General features: G+C 74.9%; 22 protein-coding genes. 13 read left to right on the top strand and 9 right to left on the bottom strand.

Translation table 11 applies throughout. From position 1 onward, the window contains the following. Nucleotides 1–31: 31 nt before the first annotated feature. On the top strand, nt 32–1,129 hold the full coding sequence (locus BCL65_RS13300) for a uroporphyrinogen-III synthase (protein WP_106269061.1): 1,098 nt from the start codon (nt 32–34) through the stop codon (nt 1,127–1,129). Nucleotides 1,130–1,138: 9 nt separating this feature from the next. Here BCL65_RS13300 and BCL65_RS13295 read toward each other — a convergent pair whose 3' ends face one another. Both BCL65_RS13295 and BCL65_RS13290 read right to left on the bottom strand, forming a co-directional pair. After that, nucleotides 1,139–2,440, bottom strand: a complete 1,302-nt coding sequence (locus tag BCL65_RS13295; RefSeq protein ID WP_106268807.1) for an ATP-binding protein — start codon at nt 2,438–2,440, stop codon at nt 1,139–1,141. After that, nucleotides 2,437–3,093, bottom strand: a complete 657-nt coding sequence (locus BCL65_RS13290) for a response regulator transcription factor (protein WP_106269059.1) — start codon at nt 3,091–3,093, stop codon at nt 2,437–2,439. The genes BCL65_RS13295 and BCL65_RS13290 overlap by 4 nt, the downstream gene beginning before the upstream one ends. 91 nt (nt 3,094–3,184) lie before the next feature. On the opposite strand from BCL65_RS13290, the gene BCL65_RS13285 reads away from it, so the two are divergent. Genes BCL65_RS13285 through BCL65_RS13275 form a run of 3 tightly spaced genes read left to right on the top strand, consistent with a single transcriptional unit; the run spans nt 3,185 to nt 6,244 of the window. Further along, complete coding sequence (locus BCL65_RS13285; protein ID WP_106268806.1) at nt 3,185–4,405, top strand: LolA family protein; 1,221 nt, start codon at nt 3,185–3,187, stop codon at nt 4,403–4,405. Then, nucleotides 4,402–5,391, top strand: coding sequence for an ABC transporter ATP-binding protein (locus tag BCL65_RS13280; RefSeq protein ID WP_106268804.1), 990 nt, complete (start codon nt 4,402–4,404; stop codon nt 5,389–5,391). The genes BCL65_RS13285 and BCL65_RS13280 overlap by 4 nt, the downstream gene beginning before the upstream one ends. Further along, on the top strand, nt 5,378–6,244 hold the full coding sequence (locus BCL65_RS13275) for an ABC transporter permease (protein WP_106268802.1): 867 nt from the start codon (nt 5,378–5,380) through the stop codon (nt 6,242–6,244). Before BCL65_RS13280 ends, BCL65_RS13275 begins: the two co-directional genes overlap by 14 nt. Here the strand turns inward: BCL65_RS13275 and BCL65_RS13270 are convergent. From BCL65_RS13270 to BCL65_RS13245, 6 genes are read right to left on the bottom strand one after another with little or no spacing between them, the layout of a single operon-like run. Beyond that, nucleotides 6,219–6,644, bottom strand: a complete 426-nt coding sequence (locus tag BCL65_RS13270; RefSeq protein ID WP_106268800.1) for an iron chaperone — start codon at nt 6,642–6,644, stop codon at nt 6,219–6,221. The two genes, BCL65_RS13275 and BCL65_RS13270, sit on opposite strands and share 26 nt — an antisense overlap. Nucleotides 6,645–6,676: 32 nt before the next feature. After that, nucleotides 6,677–7,732: a sulfate/molybdate ABC transporter ATP-binding protein gene (locus tag BCL65_RS13265; RefSeq protein WP_106268798.1), complete on the bottom strand. Its 1,056-nt coding sequence runs from the start codon at nt 7,730–7,732 to the stop codon at nt 6,677–6,679. Then, on the bottom strand, nt 7,729–8,571 hold the full coding sequence (locus BCL65_RS13260) for an ABC transporter permease (protein WP_106268796.1): 843 nt from the start codon (nt 8,569–8,571) through the stop codon (nt 7,729–7,731). Before BCL65_RS13260 ends, BCL65_RS13265 begins: the two co-directional genes overlap by 4 nt. After that, nucleotides 8,568–9,347, bottom strand: coding sequence for a molybdate ABC transporter substrate-binding protein (gene modA / locus BCL65_RS13255; RefSeq protein ID WP_106268794.1), 780 nt, complete (start codon nt 9,345–9,347; stop codon nt 8,568–8,570). The genes BCL65_RS13260 and modA overlap by 4 nt, the downstream gene beginning before the upstream one ends. Further along, entirely contained in the window at nt 9,344–9,751 is a 408-nt protein-coding gene (locus BCL65_RS13250) for a TOBE domain-containing protein (RefSeq protein WP_106268792.1), read from the bottom strand. Before BCL65_RS13250 ends, modA begins: the two co-directional genes overlap by 4 nt. 47 nt (nt 9,752–9,798) lie before the next feature. Then, nucleotides 9,799–10,665, bottom strand: a complete 867-nt coding sequence (locus BCL65_RS13245; protein ID WP_165800024.1) for an AraC family transcriptional regulator — start codon at nt 10,663–10,665, stop codon at nt 9,799–9,801. A gap of 97 nt (nt 10,666–10,762) precedes the next feature. On the opposite strand from BCL65_RS13245, the gene BCL65_RS13240 reads away from it, so the two are divergent. From BCL65_RS13240 to BCL65_RS13210, 7 genes are all read left to right on the top strand, one after another. Further along, on the top strand, nt 10,763–12,049 hold the full coding sequence (locus BCL65_RS13240; RefSeq protein ID WP_243401046.1) for a molybdopterin molybdotransferase MoeA: 1,287 nt from the start codon (nt 10,763–10,765) through the stop codon (nt 12,047–12,049). Next, complete coding sequence (moaC, locus tag BCL65_RS13235) at nt 12,046–12,537, top strand: cyclic pyranopterin monophosphate synthase MoaC (protein WP_106268790.1); 492 nt, start codon at nt 12,046–12,048, stop codon at nt 12,535–12,537. The genes BCL65_RS13240 and moaC overlap by 4 nt, the downstream gene beginning before the upstream one ends. After that, complete coding sequence (locus BCL65_RS13230; RefSeq protein ID WP_243401045.1) at nt 12,534–13,514, top strand: molybdenum cofactor biosynthesis protein MoaE; 981 nt, start codon at nt 12,534–12,536, stop codon at nt 13,512–13,514. Before moaC ends, BCL65_RS13230 begins: the two co-directional genes overlap by 4 nt. Nucleotides 13,515–13,653: 139 nt before the next feature. Continuing rightward, nucleotides 13,654–15,930 carry a PhoX family protein gene (locus BCL65_RS13225; RefSeq protein ID WP_106268789.1) on the top strand — a complete coding sequence of 759 codons (2,277 nt, stop codon included), beginning with the start codon at nt 13,654–13,656 and terminating at the stop codon, nt 15,928–15,930. Between the two features lie 424 nt (nt 15,931–16,354). After that, entirely contained in the window at nt 16,355–17,602 is a 1,248-nt protein-coding gene (locus BCL65_RS13220) for a cysteine desulfurase family protein (RefSeq protein WP_106268787.1), read from the top strand. Then, nucleotides 17,599–18,753, top strand: coding sequence for a tRNA 2-thiouridine(34) synthase MnmA (gene mnmA / locus BCL65_RS13215; RefSeq protein WP_106268785.1), 1,155 nt, complete (start codon nt 17,599–17,601; stop codon nt 18,751–18,753). The genes BCL65_RS13220 and mnmA overlap by 4 nt, the downstream gene beginning before the upstream one ends. Then, nucleotides 18,750–19,787: a hypothetical protein gene (locus tag BCL65_RS13210; protein WP_106269051.1), complete on the top strand. Its 1,038-nt coding sequence runs from the start codon at nt 18,750–18,752 to the stop codon at nt 19,785–19,787. Before mnmA ends, BCL65_RS13210 begins: the two co-directional genes overlap by 4 nt. A 48-nt stretch (nt 19,788–19,835) precedes the next feature. Here BCL65_RS13210 and BCL65_RS13205 read toward each other — a convergent pair whose 3' ends face one another. Then, the gene (locus tag BCL65_RS13205; protein WP_106268783.1) at nt 19,836–22,010 is read right to left on the bottom strand and encodes a prolyl oligopeptidase family serine peptidase; all 2,175 of its coding nucleotides are present in this window, start codon (nt 22,008–22,010) and stop codon (nt 19,836–19,838) included. Nucleotides 22,011–22,233: 223 nt separating this feature from the next. Here BCL65_RS13205 and BCL65_RS13200 point away from each other — a divergent pair, with 223 nt between their 5' ends. Both BCL65_RS13200 and BCL65_RS13195 read left to right on the top strand, forming a co-directional pair. Then, the gene (locus BCL65_RS13200) at nt 22,234–23,595 is read left to right on the top strand and encodes an ATP-binding protein (protein ID WP_106268781.1); all 1,362 of its coding nucleotides are present in this window, start codon (nt 22,234–22,236) and stop codon (nt 23,593–23,595) included. After that, nucleotides 23,592–24,011 (top strand): roadblock/LC7 domain-containing protein, encoded by a 420-nt coding sequence (locus BCL65_RS13195; protein WP_207767729.1) that lies wholly within the window; start codon nt 23,592–23,594, stop codon nt 24,009–24,011. Before BCL65_RS13200 ends, BCL65_RS13195 begins: the two co-directional genes overlap by 4 nt. Nucleotides 24,012–24,013 lie beyond the last annotated feature (2 nt).

Here is a 24,013-nt window from a genome sequence, read left to right as displayed (position 1 = left end):
GACCTCGACGCGGCCTGCCCTGGGGCAGGTCATGGCGGGGTGCACCGTGCTGGTCACCGCCGACCGTCGCTCCGGCGAGCTGGCCGCCGCCCTCGAGCGGCGAGGGGCGGCGGTCCGGCACGCCCCGGCGCTGAGCATGATCCCGCACGTGGACGACGACGCCCTCGTCGCCGCGACCGCCGCGCTGATCGCCGACCCGCCCGACGTCGTCGTCGCCACGACCGGGGTCGGGTTCCGGGCGTGGGTCGAGGCGGCCGACGCCCACGGGCTCGCCGACGACCTGCTGCGGGTGCTCGGCGACGCACGCATCGTGGCCCGGGGCCCCAAGGCCCGTGGCGCGGTGCAGGCGGCCGGGCTGGCCGCCGACTGGGTCGCGGAGTCCGAGACCTCGGCCGAGGTGGCCGAGGTGCTGCTCAGCGAGGGCGTGGGTGGTCTGCACGTGGCGATCCAGCACCACGGCGCGGGCGCCGACGGGCTCGACGAGGTCTTCGCCAAGGCCGGCGCCCAGGTCTCGCCCCTGGTCGTCTACCGCTGGGGCCCGGCGCCCGACCCGGACGCGGTGCAGGCCTCCGTGCGGGCCGCGGCCGACGGCGAGATCGACGCCGTCGTCTTCACCTCGGCTCCCGGCGCCGAGGCCTGGATGGAGGCCGTCGAGTCCGCCGGCCTGCGCGACCAGGTCGTCTCGCGCTGCACCACCGGCGAGATGGTGGTGGCGTCCGTGGGCCCGGTGACGTCGCGCCCGCTGGCGGCCCGCGGCATCACCCCGCTCGAGCCGGAGCGCGGCCGGCTGGGCGCCCTGGTGCGTGCGCTGGTCGGGCACTACGAGCACATCGAGTCGGTCGCGCTGAGCACCGTCGCGGGACCGCTCGTCATCCGAGCGCGCGTGGCGGTGCTGGACGGCCAGGTCCTCCCGCTGTCGCCCACGGGCGTCGAGGTGCTGCGGCTCCTGGCGTCGGCGGGCGGCGACGTCGTCCCGCGCGACCAGGTGCTCGACGTCCTGCCGGGCGTGTCCCGCGACGGGCACGCCGTCGAGGTGGCCGTGGCGCGCCTGCGCGAGGCCGCCGGCCGGCGCGACCTCATCAAGACGGTGGTCAAGCGGGGGTACCGGCTCGAGCTCGCGCACGACTGACCGCAGCGCTCACCCGCCGCTGCCCGGCACGGGCAGGGTGACCGTGGCGCGCAGCCCGCCGAGCTCGCTGTCGCCCAGCGTGACGTCGCCCCCGTGCTCCCGCGCGATCTCGCGGGCGATGGCCAGGCCCAGCCCGGTGCCCCCCGAGTCGCGCCCGCGTGCCGACCCGAGCCGCGTGAACCGCTCGAACACGCGCTCACGGTCCGGCGCGGCGATCCCCGGGCCGTCGTCGTCGACCGTCACGACGCCGTCGCGCACCTCGACCACCACCCGGTCGCGCGCGAACCGCCGTGCGTTGTCCACCAGGTTGCGCACCACGCGTCCGACGGCGGAGGGATCGACCACCGCACGGCCCTCGCCGCGGACCTCGACCTCCCCCGCAGCGGCCCGGGCGACGCCGGCCAGGTCGACGTCCCGCACCTCGAGCGGTGCGGCCCCGACGCGGGCGAGGACGAGCAGGTCGTCGACGAGCTCCTGCAGGCGGATCACCTCGTGCTCGAGGTCCGCCGTCAGCTCGGCGTCCTCGTACGCCTCGGGGTGGGCACGGGCCACTTCGAGGCTGGTCCGCAGCGCCGCGATCGGCGAGCGCAGCTCGTGGGCGGCGTCGGCCACGAAGCTGCTCTGCCGCTGCGCCGACGCGTCCAGCCGGTCCAGCATCGCGTTGAGGGTCCGGGCCAGTGCGGCGATCTCCTGGGCCGCCGGGACCGGCAGCGTGCCGGGACCGCCCACGTCGCTCACCCGGGCGGCGCCGGCGCGCAGCTCCTCGACGGGGCGCAGCGCCCGCCCCAGCACCACCCAGGTCACCAGGCCGAGAGCCAGCGTCAGCAGCGGGACCACGACCCCGAGCGAGAGGCGCAGCGCGTCGAGCGCACCCTCGATCGTGTCCAGGGGCAGGGCGGTCACGACCCGCTCACCGGTGGGCACGGTGTCGACGAGCACGCGCACCGGCCCGGAGCCGTAGGCCGCGTCGTCGCGGGTGGCGGCGCCGTCGGGCGTCTCGCGGAGGGCGGCGGGAGCCAGGACGGGCAGCGTGCGGCTGGCGTTGGGCGAGGTGGCGACGACACGCCCCGACGCGTCGACGAGCTGGACGACCTCGCCCGGCTCGTCGGCGGCCAGCACGGGCGGCACGCGGTCCTCGGCGACGAGCGCCGACACCTGCTCGGCGGTGCCGCTCAGCACGGCGTCGGTCGCCGCGATCCGGCTCTGCGACACGACCGTGGTGAGCAGGAGCGCGCCGACCACCAGGGCGATCCCGGTCAGGCCCGCCGCCGCGAGGGTCAGGCGCAGGCGCAGCGACCAGCCGCCCCTCACCGCCCCACGACCCGGTAGCCGACGCCGCGGACCGTCTCGATGGCCTCCCGACCGAGCTTGCGGCGCAGGTAGCTGACGTAGACCTCCACGACGTTGAGGTCGTCCCCGACCGCGTCCCACACGTGGTCGCGGAGCTCGATCTTCGTCAGCACCTCGCCCGGCCGGCGCATGAGCTGCTCGAGCAGCGCCGTCTCGCGGGTGGTGAGCTCGACGTCGCGGCCGTCCTGCCGCACCTCGCGGCTCGCCGGGTCGAGGGTCAGGGTCCCGACCTGCAGCACGGCGGGTCGCGGCGGCGCGCCGCGGCGCAGCAGCGCCCGCAGCCGGGCGACGAGCACGCTGAACGCGAAGGGCTTCGGCAGGTAGTCGTCGGCCCCGACGTCCAGGCCGTGGGTGACGTCGTCGTCCGTGCCCCGGGCGCTGAGGACGAGCACCGGCGTCCAGACCTCCTCGTGGCGCATCGTGCGCAGCACGTCGATCCCGGACCGCCGCGGGAGCATCAGGTCGAGGACGACGACGTCGTGGTCGCCCTCGAGGGCGAGCCGGAGGCCGGTCTCGCCGTCGGGCGCCACGTCGACCGCGAAGCCCTCGGCCTGCAGCCCGCGACGCAGCGCACGCGCGAGCACGGCCTCGTCCTCCACCACCAGGATGCGCACCACCGCAGCATGGCACCCGTGCGCACGGCGTGCGTGCTCGGCCCCGCACTTTCTCAGGCTCGTCTCAGGTGTGGTCGGCCACAGTGATCCCATGGACACCACGCGCAGTCTCTCTCCCCGGGCCCGGTGGGCGGTCCCCGCCGTCGTCGCCGGCGCCGTCGCCGCCGCGTTCGCCGTCCCCGCCACGATGGGGGCCGTGGCGAGCGACGAGCTCCCCGCCGTCACCGCCGACGAGCTCGTCGAGCGGCTCGCCGTCGCCGAGAAGGTCCCTGTCTCCGGGACCGTCGTCTACACGGCTCGACTCGGCCTGCCGGACGTCACCGTCTCCGAGATCCAGGGGGCCGGCCCGCTCGACCTGCTCGGGGGCAGCTCGACGGTCCGCGTCTGGTCCGACGGCGAGGACTCGTCGCGGGCCGCCCTGCTCGGCGAGGTCTCGGAGTACTCGGTGGTCCGGGACGGCCCGGAGGCGTGGACCTACTCGAGCGCCGACGACGAGGCGGTGCACTACGTCGTCGACCCTGCGGACCTGGAGCGCTACGAGGCGCTGGCCCAGGAGGGTGCCGAGCCGCCGGTGGACGGCGACGTGCCGACGCCCTCCGAGGCGGCGGGGCTGGCTCTCGCCTACGCCCGCACCACGACGGACGTCACCACGACGGAGCCGGTCGAGGTGGCCGGGCGCGCGGCCTACCAGCTCGAGATGCGCCCGCAGACGGACGGCACCCTGGTGGACCGGGTGCTGGTCGCGGTCGACGCCGAGACCTCCGTGCCGCTGCGCACCCAGGTCTGGAGCGTCCAGGACGCCGAGTCCCCGGCGATCGAGGTCGGCTTCACCGACGTCTCGTTCGACGCCCCCGACCTCAGCGTGTTCGACTTCTCCGCCCCGGCGGGTGCCGACGTGCGCGAGGTCGAGGTTCCCCTCCCGGAGCCGGGGACCCTCGAGCAGCCGAGCAGCGACGCGCTCGGCAAGGACGCGGGGGTCGCGGTCTCCGGCACCGGCTGGGAGACCGTCGTCGAGCTCTCCGACGTCGACGTGGACGAGATCCTCGGCGCGACGTCCGAGGGCCGGCTGCCCGAGGGCAGCACCGGGTCGAGCGGCGCCGACGACCTGTTCGAGGAGCTCACGGAGTCCGAGGACGGCGAGCTGCCGGGCCTGCCGGAGCTCGACACGCAGGCCCTCTACGAGCAGCTCACCACCGAGGTCGACGGCGGCCGGCTCCTCACCTCCGCGCTGCTGTCCGTGCTGGTGACCGACGACGGCCGGGTCCTGGCGGGTGCGGTGCCGCCGGCCACGCTCGAGGAGCTCGCCGGATGAGCGGTGCCGAGGGCGACGCCGGGGATGCTGAGGGCGCCGGCGATGCCGAGGGCGCCGCGGTCCGCACCCGTGGTCTGACGAAGCGCTTCCGGTCCGGGCAGGTCGGCGTCGACGGCGTCGACCTGCTTGTCCCGCGGGGCGCGGTCTACGGGTTCCTCGGGCCGAACGGCTCGGGCAAGACGACGACGATCCGGATGCTCCTCGGGCTCGTGTCGCCCACGGCAGGGTCGGTCGAGCTGCTCGGCACGGCGATGCCCGGTGGAGGCGCGGAGGTGCTGCCCCGGGTCGGGGCGCTCGTGGAAGGCCCGGCCTTCCATCCCTACCTCTCCGGGGAGGCGAACCTGCGGCGCCTGGACGCCGCGGACCCGACCTCCGCCCCCGGCTCGCGCACCCGGCGGATCGGCGCCGCGCTCGAGCGGGTCGGCCTCACAGCTGCCGCGGGCAAGCGCTACCGGCAGTACTCGTTGGGCATGAAGCAGCGCCTGGGGCTCGCGGCGGCGCTCCTGCGTCCGCGCGACCTGCTGCTGCTCGACGAACCCACCAACGGGCTCGACCCGCAGGGCACGCGCGAGGTGCGGGCCCTGGTGCGCGAGGTCGCCGACGCCGGCGCCACCGTCCTCGTCTCGTCGCACCTGCTGAGCGAGATCGAGCAGGTGTGCTCGCACGTCGGGATCATGAGCCGCGGCACGCTGCTCGCCCAGGGCCCGCGGGAGGAGATCGCCGACGAGGGGACCACCGAGGTGCGGGTCATGACACGCCCGGACCAGCGCGCGCATGCCGTGCGCGTGCTGTCGGGCCTCGGTCTGGACGGCGCGCGGGCCGACGGGGAGGTCGTCGCCGCCCCGCTGGGCAGCGTGGCGGTCGAGAAGGTCGCCCAGGCGGTGGTCGGCGACGGCATCGACCTGCTCGGCCTGGAGGTCCGTCGGCCTACGCTGGAGGACGTGTTCGTCCGCCTGACGGGGGAGGGTTTCGATGTCGCTCGTTGACTCCCCGCCGGCCGGCCCGCCGGTGTCGTCCGCACGGGCGACGGCGCGGCTGCTGGGCAGCGAGCTGCGCCTGGTGTTCGGCCGCGTGCGCAACATCGTGCTCCTCGTGGGCCTGGCTGCCGTCCCGCTGCTGATCGGCACCGTCCTCTTCGTCACCCAGGACACGCCCGTGGCCGGGCAGGGACCGCCGTTCCTGGACCGCGTGACAGGCAACGGCGTGTTCCTCGTGTTCGCGGCCCTGGTGAGCTGCCTGCCTTTCCTGCTACCGCTGTGCGTCTCGATCGTCTCCGGTGACGCCGTGGCGGGGGAGGCGTCGGCGGGCACCCTGCGCTACCTGCTGGTGGTGCCCGTCCCGCGGACGCGCCTGCTGCTCGTCAAGGCGGTGGCCGCCCTGGCGTACGCCGCGGCCGCCGTCACCGCCATCGCCGGGGTGGGCCTGGTGGCCGGGGCGGCGTTCTTCGGCGTGGGGGACGTGGTCCTGCTGTCCGGGGACACGATCCCGCTCGCCGAGGGGATGCTGCGCACCCTCGGCGTGGTCGGCTACGTCGTCGCGTCGCTCACGGGTCTCGTGGCGGTCGGGCTCTTCCTCTCGACGCTGACCGAGGTCCCCGTCGCGGCGATGGCGGCGACCGTGGTCGTGGCCATCGTCAGCGGGGTGCTCGACGCGCTGCCGCAGCTCTCCGCGATCCACCCCGCGCTGCTCACCCACCACTGGTTGGACTTCGGCGAGTTCCTCCGGCTGGAGGTCGACGCCTCGACCCTGTTCGCGGGCCTCGCCGTGCAGGCCGCCTGGGTCGCGGTCTTCGGTGCCCTCGCGTGGAGCCGGTTCACCACGGCGGACGTCTCCAGCTAGGGCGAGGTCTCCGCCGTGCGTGCGAGGTCATCTCGTCCTCACCCCCCCCCGGGGCCTCCCCTCGCGACGCCCGCGCCAGCCGTTCGACGAGGTCGTCCGGGATCGGTCTCCGCGGCGAGAAGGTGATGCCGGTCTTGGTCGCCCGGAAGCCGGCGGCCGCGATCTCCTCGGAGTGCGCGGTCAGGGCGCCGGGGAGCAGGTAGAGCCCGCACTGCTTGCTGAACGCCGCATAGCTCGCGACGACCGTGCCGTCGATCCTGAACCCCGGCATCTGGTACGCCACGATCTCGTCCGCCTCCGGCAGGGTGCGGGACAACAGCGTGCGCAGCCGTCGCAGAGCAGGCTGGAAGTGCTCGGGCGCCGCAGCGAGGTAGGCGTCGTGGTCGGCTGCCGACGTCATGCGGGTGCCTCGTTCCTGGTTGCTCGCTGTCGTCAGCGACGGTACACGTCGACCTCGGCGGCCTTGACGGTGGCGACGACGGAACGCCCGGGCACGAGGGACAGCTCGGCGACGGCCTGCGGGGTGACGTCGGCGGCGAGGCGCTCGGTGCGCACCCGCAGCAGGTCACCGCGCGGCTCGACGGTCCGCACCGTCCCGCGGAAGGTGTTCCGCGGGGACCCGTGCGGGTCGGCCAGGTGCAGCGCGACGGCGGCGGGGCGGAAGACGGCGGTCATCGCGGTGCCGAGCGGCACCTCGGGGTGCGTGGCGTGCCCGTGCACCACCTCGCCGGTCGCGGTGGCGACACCGTCTCCGGTCCACGTCCCGGTCAGGAGGTTGAGGCCCGCGATCGACGCCGCGAACGCGCTGCGCGGCCGGGACAGGACCTCCGCCGTCGGCCCCCGCTCGACGACGCGACCGCCGTCGACGACGGCGACCTCGTCCGCGAGCAGCAGCGCGTCCAGGACGTCGTGGGTGGCGAGGACGGTGGTCTGCTCGGCGAGGAGGTGCTGGAGCGTCTGGCGCAGCTGGGGCGTGACGTCGACGTCGAGTGCCGCCATCGGCTCGTCGAGGAGCAGGAGCCGCGGCCGGGCCGCCAGGGCGCGCGCGATCGCGATGCGCTGGGCCTGGCCGCCGGACAGCGCGGCCGGACGACGGTCGGCGAGGTCACCCAGCCCGGTCGCGTCCAGCCACCCCTTGGCCGCGGTGGCGGCCGCCCGCCGCGAACGGCCCTGCGCGCGCGGTCCGAAGGCGACGTTGTCGCGGACGCTCAGGTGCGGGAACAGCATCGGGTCCTGGGCCAGCAGCGCCACCCGCCGGCGGTGCGCGGCGACCCATGCCGTGCGTCGCCCGCCCCGTGCCCGGGCGAGGGTGCGGCCGTCCAGCGTGATGTCGCCGTCGTGCGGGCGCAACGTCCCGGCAGCGAGCCCCAGCGCGGTGGACTTGCCGGCGCCGTTCGGGCCGAGCAGCGCCAGGGTGCGGCCCGCGGCGACGTCGAGGCGGACGTCGACGCCGCGTGACGGCACGGTCGCGGTCAGCTCGAACGTCATCGCGACGGGCCCCGGTGGTGCGTCGCGGCGATCACGACGACGGCGACGGCCACCAGCAGCAGGGACAGCGCCACGGCGGCGTCGGGGTCGGACTCCCGCTGCAGGTAGACCTCCAGCGGCAGCGTCCGGGTGACACCCTGCAGGCTGCCCGCGAAGGTGATGGTGGCCCCGAACTCGCCGAGCGCCCGCGCGAAGGACAGGACGGTGCCGGAGAGCAGGCCCGGCCACACCAACGGCAGGGTGACCCGGCGCAGCACCGTGGTGGGGCCGGCGCCGAGCCCGGCAGCGACGACCTCGTAGCGCTCGCCGGCCGTGCGCAACGCTCCCTCGAGGCTGACGACGAGGAACGGCAGCGCGACGAAGCTCTGCGCCAGCACCACCGCCGTCGTGGAGAACGCGATCTGGAGGCCGAGCACCTCCATCGACTCCCCGAGCAGGCCGCGGCGACCGAACGTGGACAGCAGCGCGACACCGCCGACCACGGGCGGCAGCACCAGCGGCACCAGCACCAGGGAGCGCAGCAGGCTCTGACCGGGGAGCCGGCCGCGCGCCAGCACGAGGGCCAGGGGGATGCCGAGGACCAGGCACACGACGGTGCTCGTCGCGGCGGTCTGCAGGCTGAGGGCCAGGGCGGCGCGCGCGGACTCGCTGGTGATCAGCCCCCAGTAGTTCGTCCAGTCGACGCGGGTGCCCATCGCGACCAGCGGCAGCACCACGAACAGGCCGCCGAGGGCAGCGGGCACGAACGCCCAGCGGGGGAGCCCGCCGGGGACCACGGCCGGGTCGCGGCCGGTGCGGCGACTCGTGCCGAGGGCGGGGGTGCTGGTCCAGGTGGTCATGGCGCGGCGAACCCGAGACCGGCGAGCACGGCCTGCCCCTCGGGGGAGAGGACGGCGTCGACGAACTCCCGGGCCAGCTCGGGCTGGTCGGTGTCGGTCACGGTGGCGATCGGATAGGTGTTCACCGCGGCGTCGGACTCGGCGAACGGGATGCCGTCGACCTGGTCGCCGGCGCGGGCGACGTCGGTGACGTAGACGAGCCCGGCGTCGGCCTCGCCGGCGGTCACCTTGCCCAGGACGTCGGTGACGCTCTGCTCCTCGCTGACGGGCTGGAGCGCGATTCCCGCACCGTCGACGGTGGCGGCCGTGGCGGCGCCGCAGGGCACCTGCGGGGCGCACACGACCAGTCGGAGGCCGGGTGCGGCCAGGTCCTGCAGGGAGGCGACGCCGGCAGGGTTGCCGGGCGGGACGGCGATCTGCAGGGTGTTGGTCGCGAAGTCCTGCGGGGTGCCCACGAGGTCGTCGGCGACGAGCTCGTCCATGGTCGTCGTGTCCGCGGACGCGAACACGTCCGCCGGAGCGCCCTGCTGGATCTGCGCGACCAGGCTGGACGAGCCCGCGAGGCTGAGCCGGACGTCGACGCCGGGGTGGTCCGCCTCGAAGTCGTCGGCGACCTGCTCGAAGGCCTCGGTCAGGGACGCCGCGGCGAAGACGGTCAGGGTGGTGCCGTCCGCCGCCACGGGGCCCGGGCCGCAGCCGGCCAGCCCGGCAGCGACGCTCGTCGCCGCGAGCAGCGCGGCGGTGACCCGGGCCGTGCGGCGGGCGCGTGCCGTCATCGCTCGCCCCGCTCCGGTGCCTCGACGACGACGTTCGTCGACTTGATGGTGGCGACCGCCACCGAGCCGCGCTCGAGCCCCAGGTCCCGGACGGCCTCGCTGCTCATGAGCGACACGACCCGGAACGGCCCGCACTGCAGCTCGACCTGCGCCATCACGGTGTCGACCGTGAGGTCGGTGACCAGCCCGACGAACCGGTTGCGGGCCGAGCTCCTCATGCCGTGGGGGAGGCCGGGCGGGGTGGCGTGCTCGCGGGCGACCATCGCCACCTCGTAGCCGTCGACGACCTGGCGGCCGGAGTCGTCGCGGTCGGCCGTCAGCAGCCCGCGGTCCACCCAGCGTCGGACGGTGTCGTCGCTGACGCCGAGGTAGACCGCGGCCTCACTGATCCTCATCTGCGGCATGCAGTCGATACTAGGCGCGCAGATGCGGCATGGGAAGGTGTAGCGCGTCAGGCGCGTTCGACGGGCATCCAGACCTCGGTCGTCGCCGTGCTGAAGTCCTCCGCGCGGTCGAGCACCGCCACGATCGACGGACCCGGGCGCAGCCGCCACGGGTTGGACGGGAACCACTCCGTCGCCGACGCCGCGTACGTCTCCTGGAGGGCTGCCGGGTACGGGCCGGAGCTGCGGAAGACGACCCAGGTGCCGGCCGGCACCTCGATGACGTCGAGGTCGTCCGGCGGCGTGGTGGCGGCGTCGAGCGCGACGCCGTGCAGGTAGGTGAGCTCGCTGCCCTCGGTGTAGTCCGGGTCGACGTCGGCGCTGACCTGCAGCAGGCCCGCCGGCTCGCCGTTCCCGAGCGACGTGAGGCGAGCGTGCTCGGACGGGGGCAGGGAGGCGATGTGCGCCTGGATGTGCGGGTTCACCCCGTGGTGGACGAGCGGGACACGTGTCGCGTGTCCCACGAGGCGGAGGGCGGGACGATCGGTGAGGCGGGTGTCCATGGCGGAGCTCCCTTCGACGGTCAGGCGGAACCTGAGCTGTGGTTGTGACCGAAGGGGGCCACCGTGCCGGCGCACGTCGGCGGGGCGGGTGCCGTGCACGCTGCGGAACGCCCGCCCGAACGCCTCGGCCGAGCCGTACCCGTAGCGCACCGCCACGTCGAGGATCGGGTCACCGGCGACGACGTCGGTCGCCGCGCGTGTCATCCGGCGACGGCGCACGTACTCGGACAGCGGCATGCCCGCCAACGACGAGAACATCCGGCGCAGGTGGTACTCGGTGGTGCCGAGCGACGCGGCGAGCCGCGCGACGTCGAGGCCGTCGGACAGGCTGTCCTCGACGGCGTCGACCAGGCGGTTGAGCTCGGTGATCACGGTGTCTCCCTTCAGCACCCAGCCTGAGGCAGGACGGGCGGCCACGACCCGATCATCGTGGCCCGATGCGGTCGGGGACGGACGTAGGCTGCCCGGTGTGGACCACGAGTCGAGCCGACGCCCCCTGGCCGACCATGCGCGAGCGCTGGCCACGCTCGTCGGACCAGCGCTGGCGTCGGCGCGGCGCACGCTGAGCGTCGCCCCGTCGGCGGTGCTGTCCGCGGCGCGAGACGCTGCCTCCGGGCCTCGGGTCCTGGTGACCGACGCGGCTGCGGCCACCCACCTGCCCGGTTTCGACAACTCCCAGATGGACGGCTACGCGGTCCGGGCCGCGGACCTCGCCGGGGCGACGCCGTCGGACCCGGTCGAGCTGCCCGTCACGGCGCCGGTCCCGGCCGGCACGCAGCCCTCGCCGCTCGGACCGGGGGCTGCGGCACCGGTGATGACCGGCGCCCCGATCCCCGACGGCGCCGACGCCGTCGTGAAGATCGAGGACGCCGACCCGCCCGCCTTCCCCGAGCCGGGTGCCGACGCGACGGTCCGGTTCAGCACGCCTGTCGCGCCCGGCGCCTTCGTGCGCCGCGCGGGGTCCGACGTCGCCGCCGGGGACGTCGTCGTCCCCGCGGGCACCCCGCTCGGGCCGGCCCAGCTCGGGGTCCTCGTCGCGGCGGGCGTCACCGAGGTCGACGTCGCCGAACCGCCGCACGTGCTGCTGATCTCCACGGGGTCCGAGCTCGTCGCCGCCGGCGAGCCCCTCGGCCCGGCGCAGCTCTACGACGCCAACGGGGCCATGCTCACGGCGGCGCTCGCGCAGGTGGGGGTGCGCACCACGCACCGCGTCGTGCCGGACGACCCGGCAGCGCTGCGCGCCGTCCTGATGGACGCGCCCGAGGACGTCGCGCTCGTGGTCACCAGCGGCGGGGTCTCCGCCGGAGCGTACGAGGTGGTCCGCCAGACCCTCACGGACGCGTGGTTCGGGCACGTCGCCGTCCAGCCCGGGGGGCCGCAGGGCCTGGGCACGATCGCCGTCGGGCCCGTCGAGGCCCGCCGCGAGGTGCCGCTCGTCGCGTTCCCCGGCAACCCCGTCAGCGCGCTGGTGTCCTTCGAGCTGTTCCTGCGGCCGGTCCTCGCCACGGCCACCGGGGCCGGGCCCACGCTCCGGCCACGCGGCCGTGGCCCGCTGGCGGAGCCCGTGGACTCGCCCGCGCACCTGCACCAGGTGCGCCGCGGCCGACTCGACGCCGACGGCCGCGTCGAGATGGTCGGCGGCCCGGGATCGCACCTCCTGGCCCACCTCGCGGCGGCTACGCTCCTCGTGCACGTACCACCCGGCGTCGCGCACCTCGACGAGGGCGACGACGTCGACTACTGGGAGATCCGATGAGCGACCTGTCCCACTACCGCGACGACGGCGCCGCCCACATGGTCGACGTCACCGCCAAGGACGTCACGAAGCGCCAGGCCACCGCCCGCGGCGTGCTGCGCACCCGGCCCGACGTCGTCGAGCAGATCGCGTCCGGCGACCTGCCCAAGGGCGAGGCGATCGCCACCGCCCGCATCGCCGGGATCATGGGCGCCAAGCGCACGCCGGACCTCGTACCGCTGTGCCACCCGCTGCCGCTGTCCGGCGTCGAGATCGACGTCACGCCCGACGGCGCCGGCTCGGGCACCGTCGAGGTCACCGCGACCGTCCGCACCACCGGACGCACCGGCGTCGAGATGGAAGCGCTCACCGCTGTCACCGTCGCGGGCCTGACGCTCTACGACATGATCAAGGCGGTCGACAAGGCCGCCGTCCTCACCGACATCGAGGTGGTCGCCAAGTCCGGCGGGAAGTCCGGCGACTGGGTGCGGGACGAGGAACGCCCGTGAGGGCCGCCGTCGTCGTCGCCTCCGACCGTGCGGCTGCCGGGGCCTACGCGGACCGCTCCGGCCCGGCGGCCACCGCGTGGTTCGCCGACCGCGGCTGGGAGGTCCTCCCGGTCCGCGTGGTGCCCGACGGCGAGCCCGTCCGTGCGGCGCTGCTCGACCTGCTCGCGGCGTCCGACGGCGCCCCGGACGTGATCGTCACCTCGGGTGGGACGGGGCTCGCGCCGTCGGACGCCACTCCCGAGGCGACGCGCGCCGTCCTCGAGCGCGAGGTGGCCGGTATCGCCGAGCTGGTCCGGGCCCGGTCCCTGACGCCCACCGACCCCACGAAGCGCACCGTGCCCGGCGCGGCGCTGTCCCGGGCGACCGCGGGCGTCGCCGGATCCACGCTGATCGTCAACCTGCCCGGTTCCGTCGGAGGCGTCGTCGACGGGCTCGACGCGCTCGCGGACGTCCTGCCGCACGCCGTCGACCAGCTCCACGGGGGTGATCACACCCGCCGGGACGCCCACCCCGACCGTGCCCCGGGAGGCGAGGCGACCGTGCTGGCGGCCGACGTGGTCGACGGCCCGATCGAGGACGCCCTGGCCCGGTTGGCGGTGCTGGTGCGCGACGACGCGTGCGGGGCCGTCGCGACGTTCGCCGGCCACGTGCGCGACCACGACGACGGGCGCGGCGTGACCGCGCTGCACTACGAGTCCCACCCCGACGCCGCCGCCGTGCTGGCCGCGGTCGCCGACCGGGTGGCCCGGCGCACCGCCGCGTCGACCGGGGACACCGTGCGTGCCGCCGTCGTGCACCGGGTGGGCGACCTCGCGATCGGGGACGTCGCCGTCGTCGTGGCCGTCGCCTCGGGCCACCGGCAGGCCGCGTTCACCTGCGCGAGCGACCTGATCGAGGAGCTCAAGGCCGAGGTGCCGATCTGGAAGGAGCAGGGCTTCACCGACGGCTCCAGCGAGTGGGTCGGGTCGCTCGGCTGACGCTCCACAGGAGCGTCCTGCCGCGCCCCACCTGCAGGTCATCGGTTGTTCACCGTGCGGTCGGCCGGGTGATGCCGTCGCGCCACGGACCGTTCCTAGCGTCGGGCACGACCCCCCGGTCCCGATCCTGGAGTGCCCGATGACGATCGCCCCCGAGTCCCGCCCCCAGCTGCCCGTCACGGTGGCCCCGCACTACGCGCGCGGCAAGCGCGCCGCCGCGACGTGCCGCTACAAGTGCGCCGACGCCTGCGCGCACCCCGCGCCGAACCGCAGCGCCAACGAGTACTTCCGCGACGTCGCGTCCCGGGCCCTGAGCCGTCGCGTCATGCTGGGCGGTGTCGCGGCCGCCGCGGCCGCCGTCGTCGTGGGTGCCGAGGTCCTCGGTGCCGAGCCGGCCGCGGCCGGCGGTCGAGGACGCGGCAAGGGCCTCGCCTTCGGTGCCATCGCCGCGCAGCCGATGGAGAACGACCAGTTCGTCGTGCCGGAGGGCTACGAGTGGTCGCCGATCATCCGCTGGGGCGACCCGATCCTGCCCGGCGGCCGCGCGTTCGACCCGGCCCGCCAGAGCCCGGAGCAGCAGGCGCGACAGTTCGGCTACAACTGCGACTACCTCGACATCCTGCCCGAGGACCCGAAGCACATCCGGTCCATGGTCGAGACCCGTCGTGGTCGGCGCGGCGTGCTCGTGTCCAACCACGAGTACACGAACCCCGACATCATGTTCGACGCGTCGTACGACGCCGCCACGCGCCGTGCGATCGAGCGCGCCGCCCACGGCATGTCGGTGGTCGAGCTGCGGCGCGACCGGGAGGGCACGCCCTGGGAGTACGACCGCATCGCACGGCTGAACCGCCGGATCCACATCGGTACCGAGTTCGAGATCGACGGTCCCGCGGCCGGTGACGACCTGCTGAGGACGGTCGCGGACCCGACCGGGACGCGTGTCCTCGGCACGCTGAACAACTGCGCCGGCGGGACCACCCCGTGGGGCACCGTCGTCTCGGGCGAGGAGAACTTCCACGGCTACCTGCGGGTGGACGGCGCCGACCCGCGCGACGCCCGCTACGGCCTGCGCAACGCCCCGACCGGTTACGGCTGGGAGCTCGACGAGCCGCGGTTCGACGGCAACAACGCCGGCTACGAGAACGAGAACCGCCGCTTCGGCTGGGTCGTCGAGCTCGACCCGTACGACCCGGACGCCGCGCCCGTCAAGCACACCGCGCTGGGCCGCCTCAAGCACGAGGGCGCGAACGTCATCATGTCCGACGACGACCGCGCGGTGGTCTACATGGGCGACGACGAGCGGTTCGACTACGTCTACAAGTTCGTCTCCGCCGAGCGCATGCGCAAGGGCAACAGCCGCTGGGCACGCGAGCACAACAAGACGCTGCTCAGCGAGGGCGACCTCTACGTGGCCCGCTTCACGGGCGACTCGCCGGCCTCCGAGATCGACGGCACCGGCGCGGTGCCCTCCGACGGCTCCTTCGACGGCACCGGTGAGTGGCTCCCGCTGGTGCTCGACGGCGAGTCGCAGGTGGACGGCATGTCGCTCGCCGAGGTGCTGGTCTTCACGCGCGTCGCGGCCGACGCGCTCGGCGCGACGAAGATGGACCGGCCGGAGGACGTCGAGCCCAACCCGTTCACCGGTCGGGTCTACGTCGCCTGCACCAACAACTCGAACCGTGGGGTCGGGTCGAACGCGCCGGCCGACGAGGCGAACCCGCGCAGCTCCAACCGCCACGGGCACGTGGTGGAGATCATCGAGGACGGCGGCGACCAGACGGCCACCACGTTCACCTGGAACCTGCTCCTCGTCGCCGGCGACCCGGAGGTCGACGACTCGACCTACTTCTCGGGCTACCCGGCCGAGAAGGTCTCGCCGATCTCCTGCCCGGACAACCTCGCGTTCGACACCGACGGGAACCTGTGGATCTCCACCGACGGTCAGCCGTCGTCGATCCAGAAGGCCGACGGGCTGTTCAAGGTCACCCTGGACGGGCGTCGTCGGGGGCGCGTGGAGCAGTTCCTCTCCGTGCCGCGCCGCGCCGAGACCTGCGGCCCGCTGGTGGACGTCCGCGACTCCATGGCGTACGTCAACGTCCAGCACCCGGGCGACGACGGCACCTGGGGGGCGCAGACGTCGTACTTCCCGGACTACCTGGAGGAGGGCGAGGAGGTGCCGGCCGGTGCCTGGCGCGGCCCCCGGCCGTCGACGATCCAGGTCTACCGGAGCGACGTCGCGGACGAGCACCCGGGCAAGGGCCACGGCAAGGGCAAGGGTCGCGGGAACGGGCGCGACCGGCACGACGGGCCGGGTCCCTTCCCGGGCGGTCGTGGCGGCCGGGGCAAGGGCTCGGACAACCGGGCGTCCTACAACCCCCGCGCCGGCGAGCAGTTCCGCGGCGGGCGAGACTGACCGTCGGGAAACCCCGACGCGGTACGACCCCCGGACCCGGGGGTCGTACCCCCGCCGAGGAAGTGCCCCACCCGCCGAGGTAGTGCCGCTCGCACCGAGGTAGTGGGTCGTCCGCCGAGGTAGTGCCCCACCCGCCGACGTAGTAGCGCGCCGCGCGAGGTAGGGCCGCCTTGCGTGAGGTCGCGCCGGGCGGGAACGTCGAAGCCGGGTGTCGGGTCCCGTGCACGGTCGTCAGTCCCGAAGTGGAGGGCGCCCTGCGCCCGTGAACGCGACCGTGCACGGGACCCGCCACCCGGCGGCACACGAACCGCCCCGCGCTACCTCGGCACAAGCCCTACTACCTCGGCGCGAGCGCTACTACCTCGCGCAACCCCGCACTACCTCGGCGGGATGAGAAACCACCGCGCCGTGGTTCGTAGACTTGGTGACCGTGACATCCTCCGAGGCCCCGGCTGCCTACCTCGACCACGCCGCCACGACACCTATGTCCGCGGCGGCGCTCGAGGCCTTCGTCGCCGAGGCGGGGCGGACCGGCAACGCCTCGTCCCTGCACTCGGCTGGCCGTGCCGCCCGCCGCACGGTCGAGGAGTCGCGGGAGTCGGTCGCCGCGGCGCTCGGCGCCCGGCCCAGCGAGGTGATCTTCACCGGTGGCGGCACCGAGTCCGACAACCTGGCGATCAAGGGCATCTTCTGGGGTCGGCGCAGCCAGGACGCTCGGCGCACCCGCGTGCTGGTCTCCGCCGTGGAGCACCACGCGGTGCTCGACCCGGCCTTCTGGCTGGCCGGCCACGCGGGTGCCGAGATCACCCTCCTGCCGGTGGACGGCGAGGGCCTGGTCGACCTGGAGGCCCTGCGCGCCGAGCTGGCCGCGCACGCGGACGAGGTCGCGCTGGTCTCCGTGATGTGGGCGAACAACGAGGTCGGGACGGTCCAGCCCGTCCGTGAGGTGGTCCGGATCGCGCACCGGTACGGCGTGCCGGTGCACACGGACGCCGTCCAGGCGGTGGGTCAGGTCGAGGTCGACTTCGCCGCCTCGGGTGTCGACGCGCTGACCGTGACCGGCCACAAGCTCGGCGGACCGGTCGGCGTCGGGGCGCTGCTCGCCCGGCGCGACCTGCCCCTCGAGGCCGTGTCCCACGGTGGCGGGCAGGAACGCGGCGTCCGTTCCGGGACGCTCGACGCGGCGGCGATCCGTGCTTTCGCCGTCGCCCTCGGCGAGGCGGCCGCCGCGCGCGAGGAGCGCGCCGCCACCCTGGGCGCGCTGCGCGACGAGCTCGTGGCGGGGGTCCGCCGCGTGGTGCCCGACGCCGTCCTGCGGGGGCCCGACCCGCACGCCACAACACCGTCGGGCGCTCCGGCCCGGCTGCCCGCCAACGCGCACTTCACGTTCCCGGGCGCCGAGGGGGACTCCCTGCTGTACCTGCTGGACTCCGCCGGCGTCCAGGCCTCCACGGGGTCGGCCTGCCAGGCGGGGGTACCGCAGCCGAGTCATGTGCTGCTGGCCATGGGCGTCAGCGAGACGGACGCCCGCGGCGCGCTGCGCTTCTCCCTCGGTGCCACGTCGACGCACGACGACGTCACCCGGCTCCTGGCGGCGCTGCCCCAGGTGGCCGATCGCGCGAGGGCCGCCGGTCTGGTCGCCGCCCGCCCGCTGTCCGGAGGTGTCGCATGAGGGTGCTCGCTGCCATGTCCGGCGGGGTGGACTCCGCCGTCGCCGCGGCGCTCGCCGTCGAGGCGGGGCACGACGTCGTCGGGGTGCACATGGCCCTGAGCCGCAACCGTGACCAGTTCCGCACCGGTTCGCGCGGCTGCTGCTCCATCGAGGACGCGGGCGACGCGCGCCGCGCCGCGGACGTGCTCGGCATCCCCTACTACGTGTGGGACCTGTCCGAGACGTTCGAGGAGACGGTGGTCGCCGACTTCCTGTCGGAGTACTCGGCGGGCCGCACCCCGAACCCGTGCGTGCGCTGCAACGAGCACATCAAGTTCGAGGCGTTGCTGGACAAAGCCACCGCGCTGGGCTTCGACGCCGTCGCGACCGGCCACTACGCCCGCGTGGAGGCCCAGGAGGCTCCCGACGGGACCGTGACGCGTGAGCTGCACCGGTCGCCGAACGACGCCAAGGACCAGTCCTACGTGCTGGCCGTGATGGGCCCGGAGCGCCTGGACCGGGCGATGTTCCCGCTCGGTGGTTTCGCCTCGAAGGACGAGGTACGTGCCGAGGCGGAGCGCCGTGGCCTCTCCGTGAGCGCCAAGCCCGACTCCTACGACATCTGCTTCGTCGCCGACGGCGACACCCGCGGCTTCCTGCGCTCGCGCCTCGGCGCGCAGCCGGGCGAGGTGCGCGACACCGACGGCAACGTGGTGGGCGAGCACCAGGGCGCCTACGCGTACACGGTCGGGCAGCGCAAGGGTCTCGGGCTGGGCCGACCGGCCCCGGACGGACGAGCACGCTACGTCGTCGACGTCGACACCGGCTCGAACACCGTCGTCGTCGGTCCGGCGGAGCTCCTGAGCGTGGACCGGATCGCGGGGGACCGGGCGGTCTGGTTCGCCCCGGCGGCGACGGACTGGACGGACTGCGAGGTCCAGGTGCGGGCGCACGGCCGGGCCGTCCCGGCGCAGGTACGGGCGGTCCCGGGGGCCGACGGCGGCGCGGACGGTCTCGAGCTCCGGCTCGGCGAGGAGCTCCGCGGCATCGCGGCGGGGCAGTCCGTCGTGGCCTACCGCGGGACCCGGGTGCTGGGCCAGGCGACCGTGTCGCGGGCATGGCGCGACGCGCCGGTCACGACCGGTGTGCCGGGCGGGACGGTGCCCGCATGACCGCCGTCAGCGGCCACGGGCCGTGGCCGGGTGGCGAGCGCGACGTGCTGGTGGCCCAGCAGACGGTCGTCGACGACCTGGCGGAGCTGCCGACCGGCGTCGGCGCCGTGCCGTTCCTCGCTCAGCTCACGGAGCGCGGGCCGGGTGCCGGGTCCACGGGACGTACCGCGATCCTCCTGGCCGAGACGGCGATCGAGCTGGGACCGCACGGCTGGAAGCTCGCCGACCGTCCGGGGGTGGACGAGCGACGTGCCCGTGCCCTGCTCCGCGAGGACCTGGGTGCGCTCGCCGTCGCGGCCCACGGCTACGCGGGCCCGCTGACGGTCGAGGTGACGGGGCCCTGGACGCTGGCCGCGGAGCTGTGGTCGGCGCGCGGTGACCGGGTCCTCGCCGACACCGGCGCACGCGCGGATCTCGCGCTCGGGCTGGCGACCGGCCTGGCGGAGCACGTGGCCGACGTCCGTGACCAGGTGCCCGGCGCGGAGGTCGTCGTGCAGCTCTCCGAGCCGCTGCTGGGACAGGTGCACGCGGGCGTGCTGCCCACCTTCTCCGGCTACTCGAGGATCCGCGGCGTGGACGGGCCCGGCGTCGTCGAGGGCCTGCGTCCCGTGATCGAGGCCCTGCACGACGCCGGCGCCACGGTCGTGGTGCACCTCGGCGGCACCTGGGTGGGCATCCCGCCGGCGGTGCTGGCCGGCGCCGACGCGATCGGCCTGGACCTGGCGCAGGTGGGTCCTGACGGCTGGAACGAACGCGCGTGGGAGCTCGTCGCCCGCGCGACGGAGCGCGAGGTGGCGCTGTGGGCCGGTCTGCCGCCGGCTGCCGTGTCCCAGTGCGCGGGCCCGCAGCTCGGCGAGCTGGTCCGGCTCGTCGCCGAGCCGTGGCGTCGGGTCGGGCTGCCTGCCGCCGGGCTGGAGTCGCTCACGCTGCTCACGGCCCCGCGTTCGACGCCGGCGGCCGTCGACGACCACCGGGCGGGACTGGCCAACCTGGGCCGGGTCGCGGAGTCCTTGGCGGAGCGCGCCGCGGTGTGAGCCCGTCGTGCCGGCGGTCGTCGGCCCGGCCCTCGGCCGTCGGTCCCGTCAGGCGAGCCGCGCACGCAGGAACGTCCAGGCGAGCGCCGACATGTGCGCGGCCTGGGCGTTGTTGGCCGCGCCGCCGTGACCGCCCTCGATGTTCTCGTAGTAGGTGACGTCCTGGCCGGCGGCCAGCATCTTCGCCGCCATCTTGCGCGCGTGCCCCGGGTGGACGCGGTCGTCCTTGGTCGAGGTGGTGAGCAGCACCGGCGGGTACTCGCGGTCCGCGTCGAACAGGTGGTACGGCGAGAAGGTCTGCAGGAACTCCCAGTCCTCGGGGACGTCGGGGTCGCCGTACTCGGCCACCCACGAGGCGCCGGCGAGCAGGTGGGAGTACCGCTGCATGTCGAGCAGCGGCACCTGGATCACGACGGCGCCGAACAGGTCGGGGTACTGCGTGAGCATGTTGCCGGCGAGCAGCCCGCCGTTGGACCCGCCCTGCACACCGAGGTGCTCGTGCGTGGTGATGCCGCGGGCCACCAGGTCCCGGGCGACGGCGGCGAGGTCCTCGTAGGCCCGGTGCCGGTTCTCCCGCAGGGCGGCCTGGTGCCAGCGCGGGCCGTACTCCCCGCCGCCGCGGATGTTCGCCACGACGTGGACCCCGCCCCGTGCGAGCCAGGCCCGGCCGGCGGTCCCGGAGTAGCCGGGCAGGAGCGGGATCTCGAAACCGCCGTAGCCGTACAGCAGCGTCGGGGCGGCCCCGGGCGCCGCCGGGTCGCTCGGCCGGACGAGCTCCGCGGCACCCACCACGAAGTAGGGCACGCGGGTGCCGTCGTCGGACGTCGCGAAGTGCTGCTCGGCGACCATCCCGGACGCGTCGAAGAAGGCGGGCGCGGACTTCAGCGGCTCCGGTGCGGCCGGGTCCGTCCCGGGGCCGACGACGGTGGCGAGCGCGAGGGTGGACGGGGAGAGGTAGCCGCTGCTGGTCACCCACACGTCGTCGCTGTCCACGGGGGAGACGGCGCGCACGCCGACGGTCAGGAGCTCGCCGTCGACGGGGAGCTCGGACCGCACCCACCCGTCGGCCGTGTCCGCCCCTGCCTCGAGGTCGGGCGGCGTGAGGACGTGCAGTTCGTTCTTCACGTCGTCGAGGACGTTGAGCACCAGGTGGTGCCGCGTCCAGGTGGCCCCGACGAGGGAGGTGGAGGGTGTCGGGGCGAAGAGGACGGTCAGGTCGCGCGACCCGGCGAGGAAGTCGTCCGCGGCTGCCGCGAGCAGCGAGCCCCCTGCGTAGGTGCGACCCGCCACGGTCCAGTCCTCGCGCAGCTCGACCAGGAGCCACTCGCGGTGCAGCCCGACCTCGGCCGACTCGGGCGCGTCGATGCGCACCAGCTCCTGCTCCGGCGTGCCGACGGCGTTCACCAGGTAGGTCTCGGAGCGGTAGAAGGCGATCGACCGGCGGACGACGTCCCGCTCGAAACCGGGCGTACGGGACCGCCGTCCCATGATGTACATGTCCTCGTCGGTGCCCTCGTAGACGGTGCGGGCGTCCTCGAGCGGGGTGCCCCGGCGCCACAGCTTGACGATCCGCGGGTAGCCGGACGGAGTGGTCGTGCCCGGGCCGAAGTCGGTGAACACGTAGACGGTGTCCTCGTCGGCCCAGGACAGCCCGCCCTTGGCCAGCGGGCGGTGGAAGCCGCCCTCGGACGCCGGGACGAACCGCTTCTCGACGAGGTCGAACTCGCGCGTGACGTCGGCGTCCGAGCCCCCGGGGGACAGGTCCACCAGCGCACGGCGCCAGGGCTCGCCCGCGGCGAGCTGCTCGGGTGCGGGGCGCAGCACCGAGGCCCCGTGCCACACCCACGACTCGTCCTCCGCCGCGGCGAGCTCGTCGAGGTCCAGCACCGTCTCCCACCGCGGGTCGTCGGTGCGGTAGGAGTCGAGGCTGGTCCGCCGCCACAGGCCGCGCTCGTGCTCGGTGTCGCGCCAGAAGTTGTACAGGTGGTCCCCGATGCGCGAGACGTCGGGGATGCGGTCGTCCGAGTCGAGGACCTCTCGCAGAGCGGCCTCGGTCGCATCGAGGTCGCCGCCGCCGAGCGCGGCGTGCGCCTCGTCGTTGCGTGCCCGCACCCACGCGAGCGCTTCGTCGCCCGAGACCTCCTCGAGCCAGCGGTGCGGGTCGGGGACGGAACGCTCGCCGGAGGGCGAGGCGTCCGTGCGCAGCAGGGGGTCGGCACTCATGGCCAGGACCTTAACCCGAGGCTCCCACGCAGGTGCCGCGAAGGTGTCGAGGGGCCGGCCAGGACGCCGTCGTCCTCTTTCACCCGGGTGATCCCTGTGGTAGAAACTCCTGGTCAGGGCATTGTGCCCGCTTCAGACCTTCCTACGGGTTCGCGGAGAAGGTCGCGTTCGCGCGACCTGTGCACGGTGCCGTCGGACCCGGCCTCACACCGACGGAGGTGCGGTGAGCACCACGACCCCGGCACGGCCCCCTGCGACGGGGCGCGTCCTGCCGTGGCTCTGCGTCGCCGGCATGGTCCTGTGCGTGGCGGCGCTCCCTCTGGTGGGTGCCTCCGCTCCGCCGTGGGGCGTCGGGGTGCTCGGCGTCGCTGCTGTCGTCCTGCCCGTCACCGCGGCGGTCCTGCTGTCCCGCGCCTCCCGACGCGACGCCGCCGCCTTCCGCGCCCTGTCCGTCGAGCGCGACGGCCTCGCCGCCGGTCTGCACGAGACCACGCAGGCCTTGCGGGAGACGACGGCGGCGCTCACCGCCGAGCAGGAGGCGCGCGCCGACCAGCGGGCGGCCGTCGAGACGGCCGTCGTCGCCCTCAGCCGCAAGGTGCAGGCGTCGGCGCACCGCATCCAGGAGGAGGCGGCCCGGATGGTCCAGCGGCACGCGGCGGACCCGGACGTGCTGCAGACGTCGATGCGCATCGACCATGCGGCGGCGCAGCACGCCCGGCAGGCGCAGAGCCTGGTGGCGCTGTGCGGTCGCCGCCCGGGGCAGACGTGGGAGGACGCCCTGCCGCTGCCCGACGTGGTCAAGGCTGCCGCCGGGCGGATCACCGCGTTCCAGCGGGTCGAGGTCTCCGGCGACCCGGGTCTGGCGGTCGTCGGGCGTGCTGCCGAGCCGCTGGTGCACGTCGTCGCCGAGCTGCTCGCCAACGCCACCCAGTGCTCCCCGCCGAACACGCAGGTGCTCGTCGTGATCCGGCAGGTCCAGCGTGGCGCCGTCATCGAGATCGACGACTGCGGCGTGGGCATGGACCCGCGCGAGCTGGGACGGGTCCGGGCGATCGCCGCCGGCGAGCGGTCGGTGGGCATCGCCGAGCTGGGCGAGGTGCCGCAGACGGGCCTCGCCGTCGTCGGCACCTACGCACGCTTCCTCGATCTGCGGGTGGACCTCACCGAGTCGGTGTACGGCGGGATGCGCGCGGTCGTGATGGTCCCCGGCGACCTCACCGAGGTGGCGGCCACGGCTCCGACGGTGCTGGCACCGAGCGTCGACGACGCCTGGGCGGCGACCCCGGCCCGGGAACCGGCGTCGACCGGAGCGGTGCCGCCGGTCGCCGCGGACCGGCCGCCGGCCGGACCCCCCGTGCTGCCGCAGCGACGGTCGCGGCGCGGGGCGGCGGACGGCCCGCTCACGGTGGGGCGTGGTCAGCCCCAGACGAATCGCCCGGAACGCCCGACCCATGACCAGACCGCGGAGGAGGCGGGAGCCTGGATCGGCGCATTCTTCGCCGCGACGGCGGACGCACCCTCGCAGGACGACCCTGACACCCATGAGCCGTCCGTCGCGACGGACGGGACCTCGGAGGACAGATGACCACCCAGACCACCGGAACGACGCCACCCGGGACCGAGCACCCGGACAGCTGGATGCTCGACCTCGTGGCTCAGGTGCGTGGCGTGCAGCATGCCGTCGTGCTGAGCTCGGACGGCCTCGTCAAGGTCCGGACCGACGACACGGACCCGGACACCGCCGACAAGGTGGCGGCGGCGTGCGCGGGGCTCGTCGCGCTCGGCATGAGCATGGGCCGGGAGTTCGGGGCGGGCGACCGGCTCCGGCAGGTCGTCGTGGAGTTCGAGGGCGGGTTCCTGTTCGTGCGCGGCGCCGGCGACGGCTCGCGGCTCGCGGTCGTGACGGACGCGACCGTCGACCCCGGGCTCGTCGCGCAGCAGATGCAGGCGCAGGTCCTCATGATCGGCGAGCACGCGCTCGGCACGGACCCGGCCAGCTGAGG

Origin of the sequence: Isoptericola halotolerans (genome assembly GCF_003003075.1) — a bacterium.
In the GTDB taxonomy this organism is placed as follows: domain Bacteria; phylum Actinomycetota; class Actinomycetes; order Actinomycetales; family Cellulomonadaceae; genus Isoptericola; species Isoptericola halotolerans_A.
The sequence above is the reverse complement of the archived record's forward strand: the minus strand, read 5'-3'. Positions and strand labels throughout refer to the sequence as shown.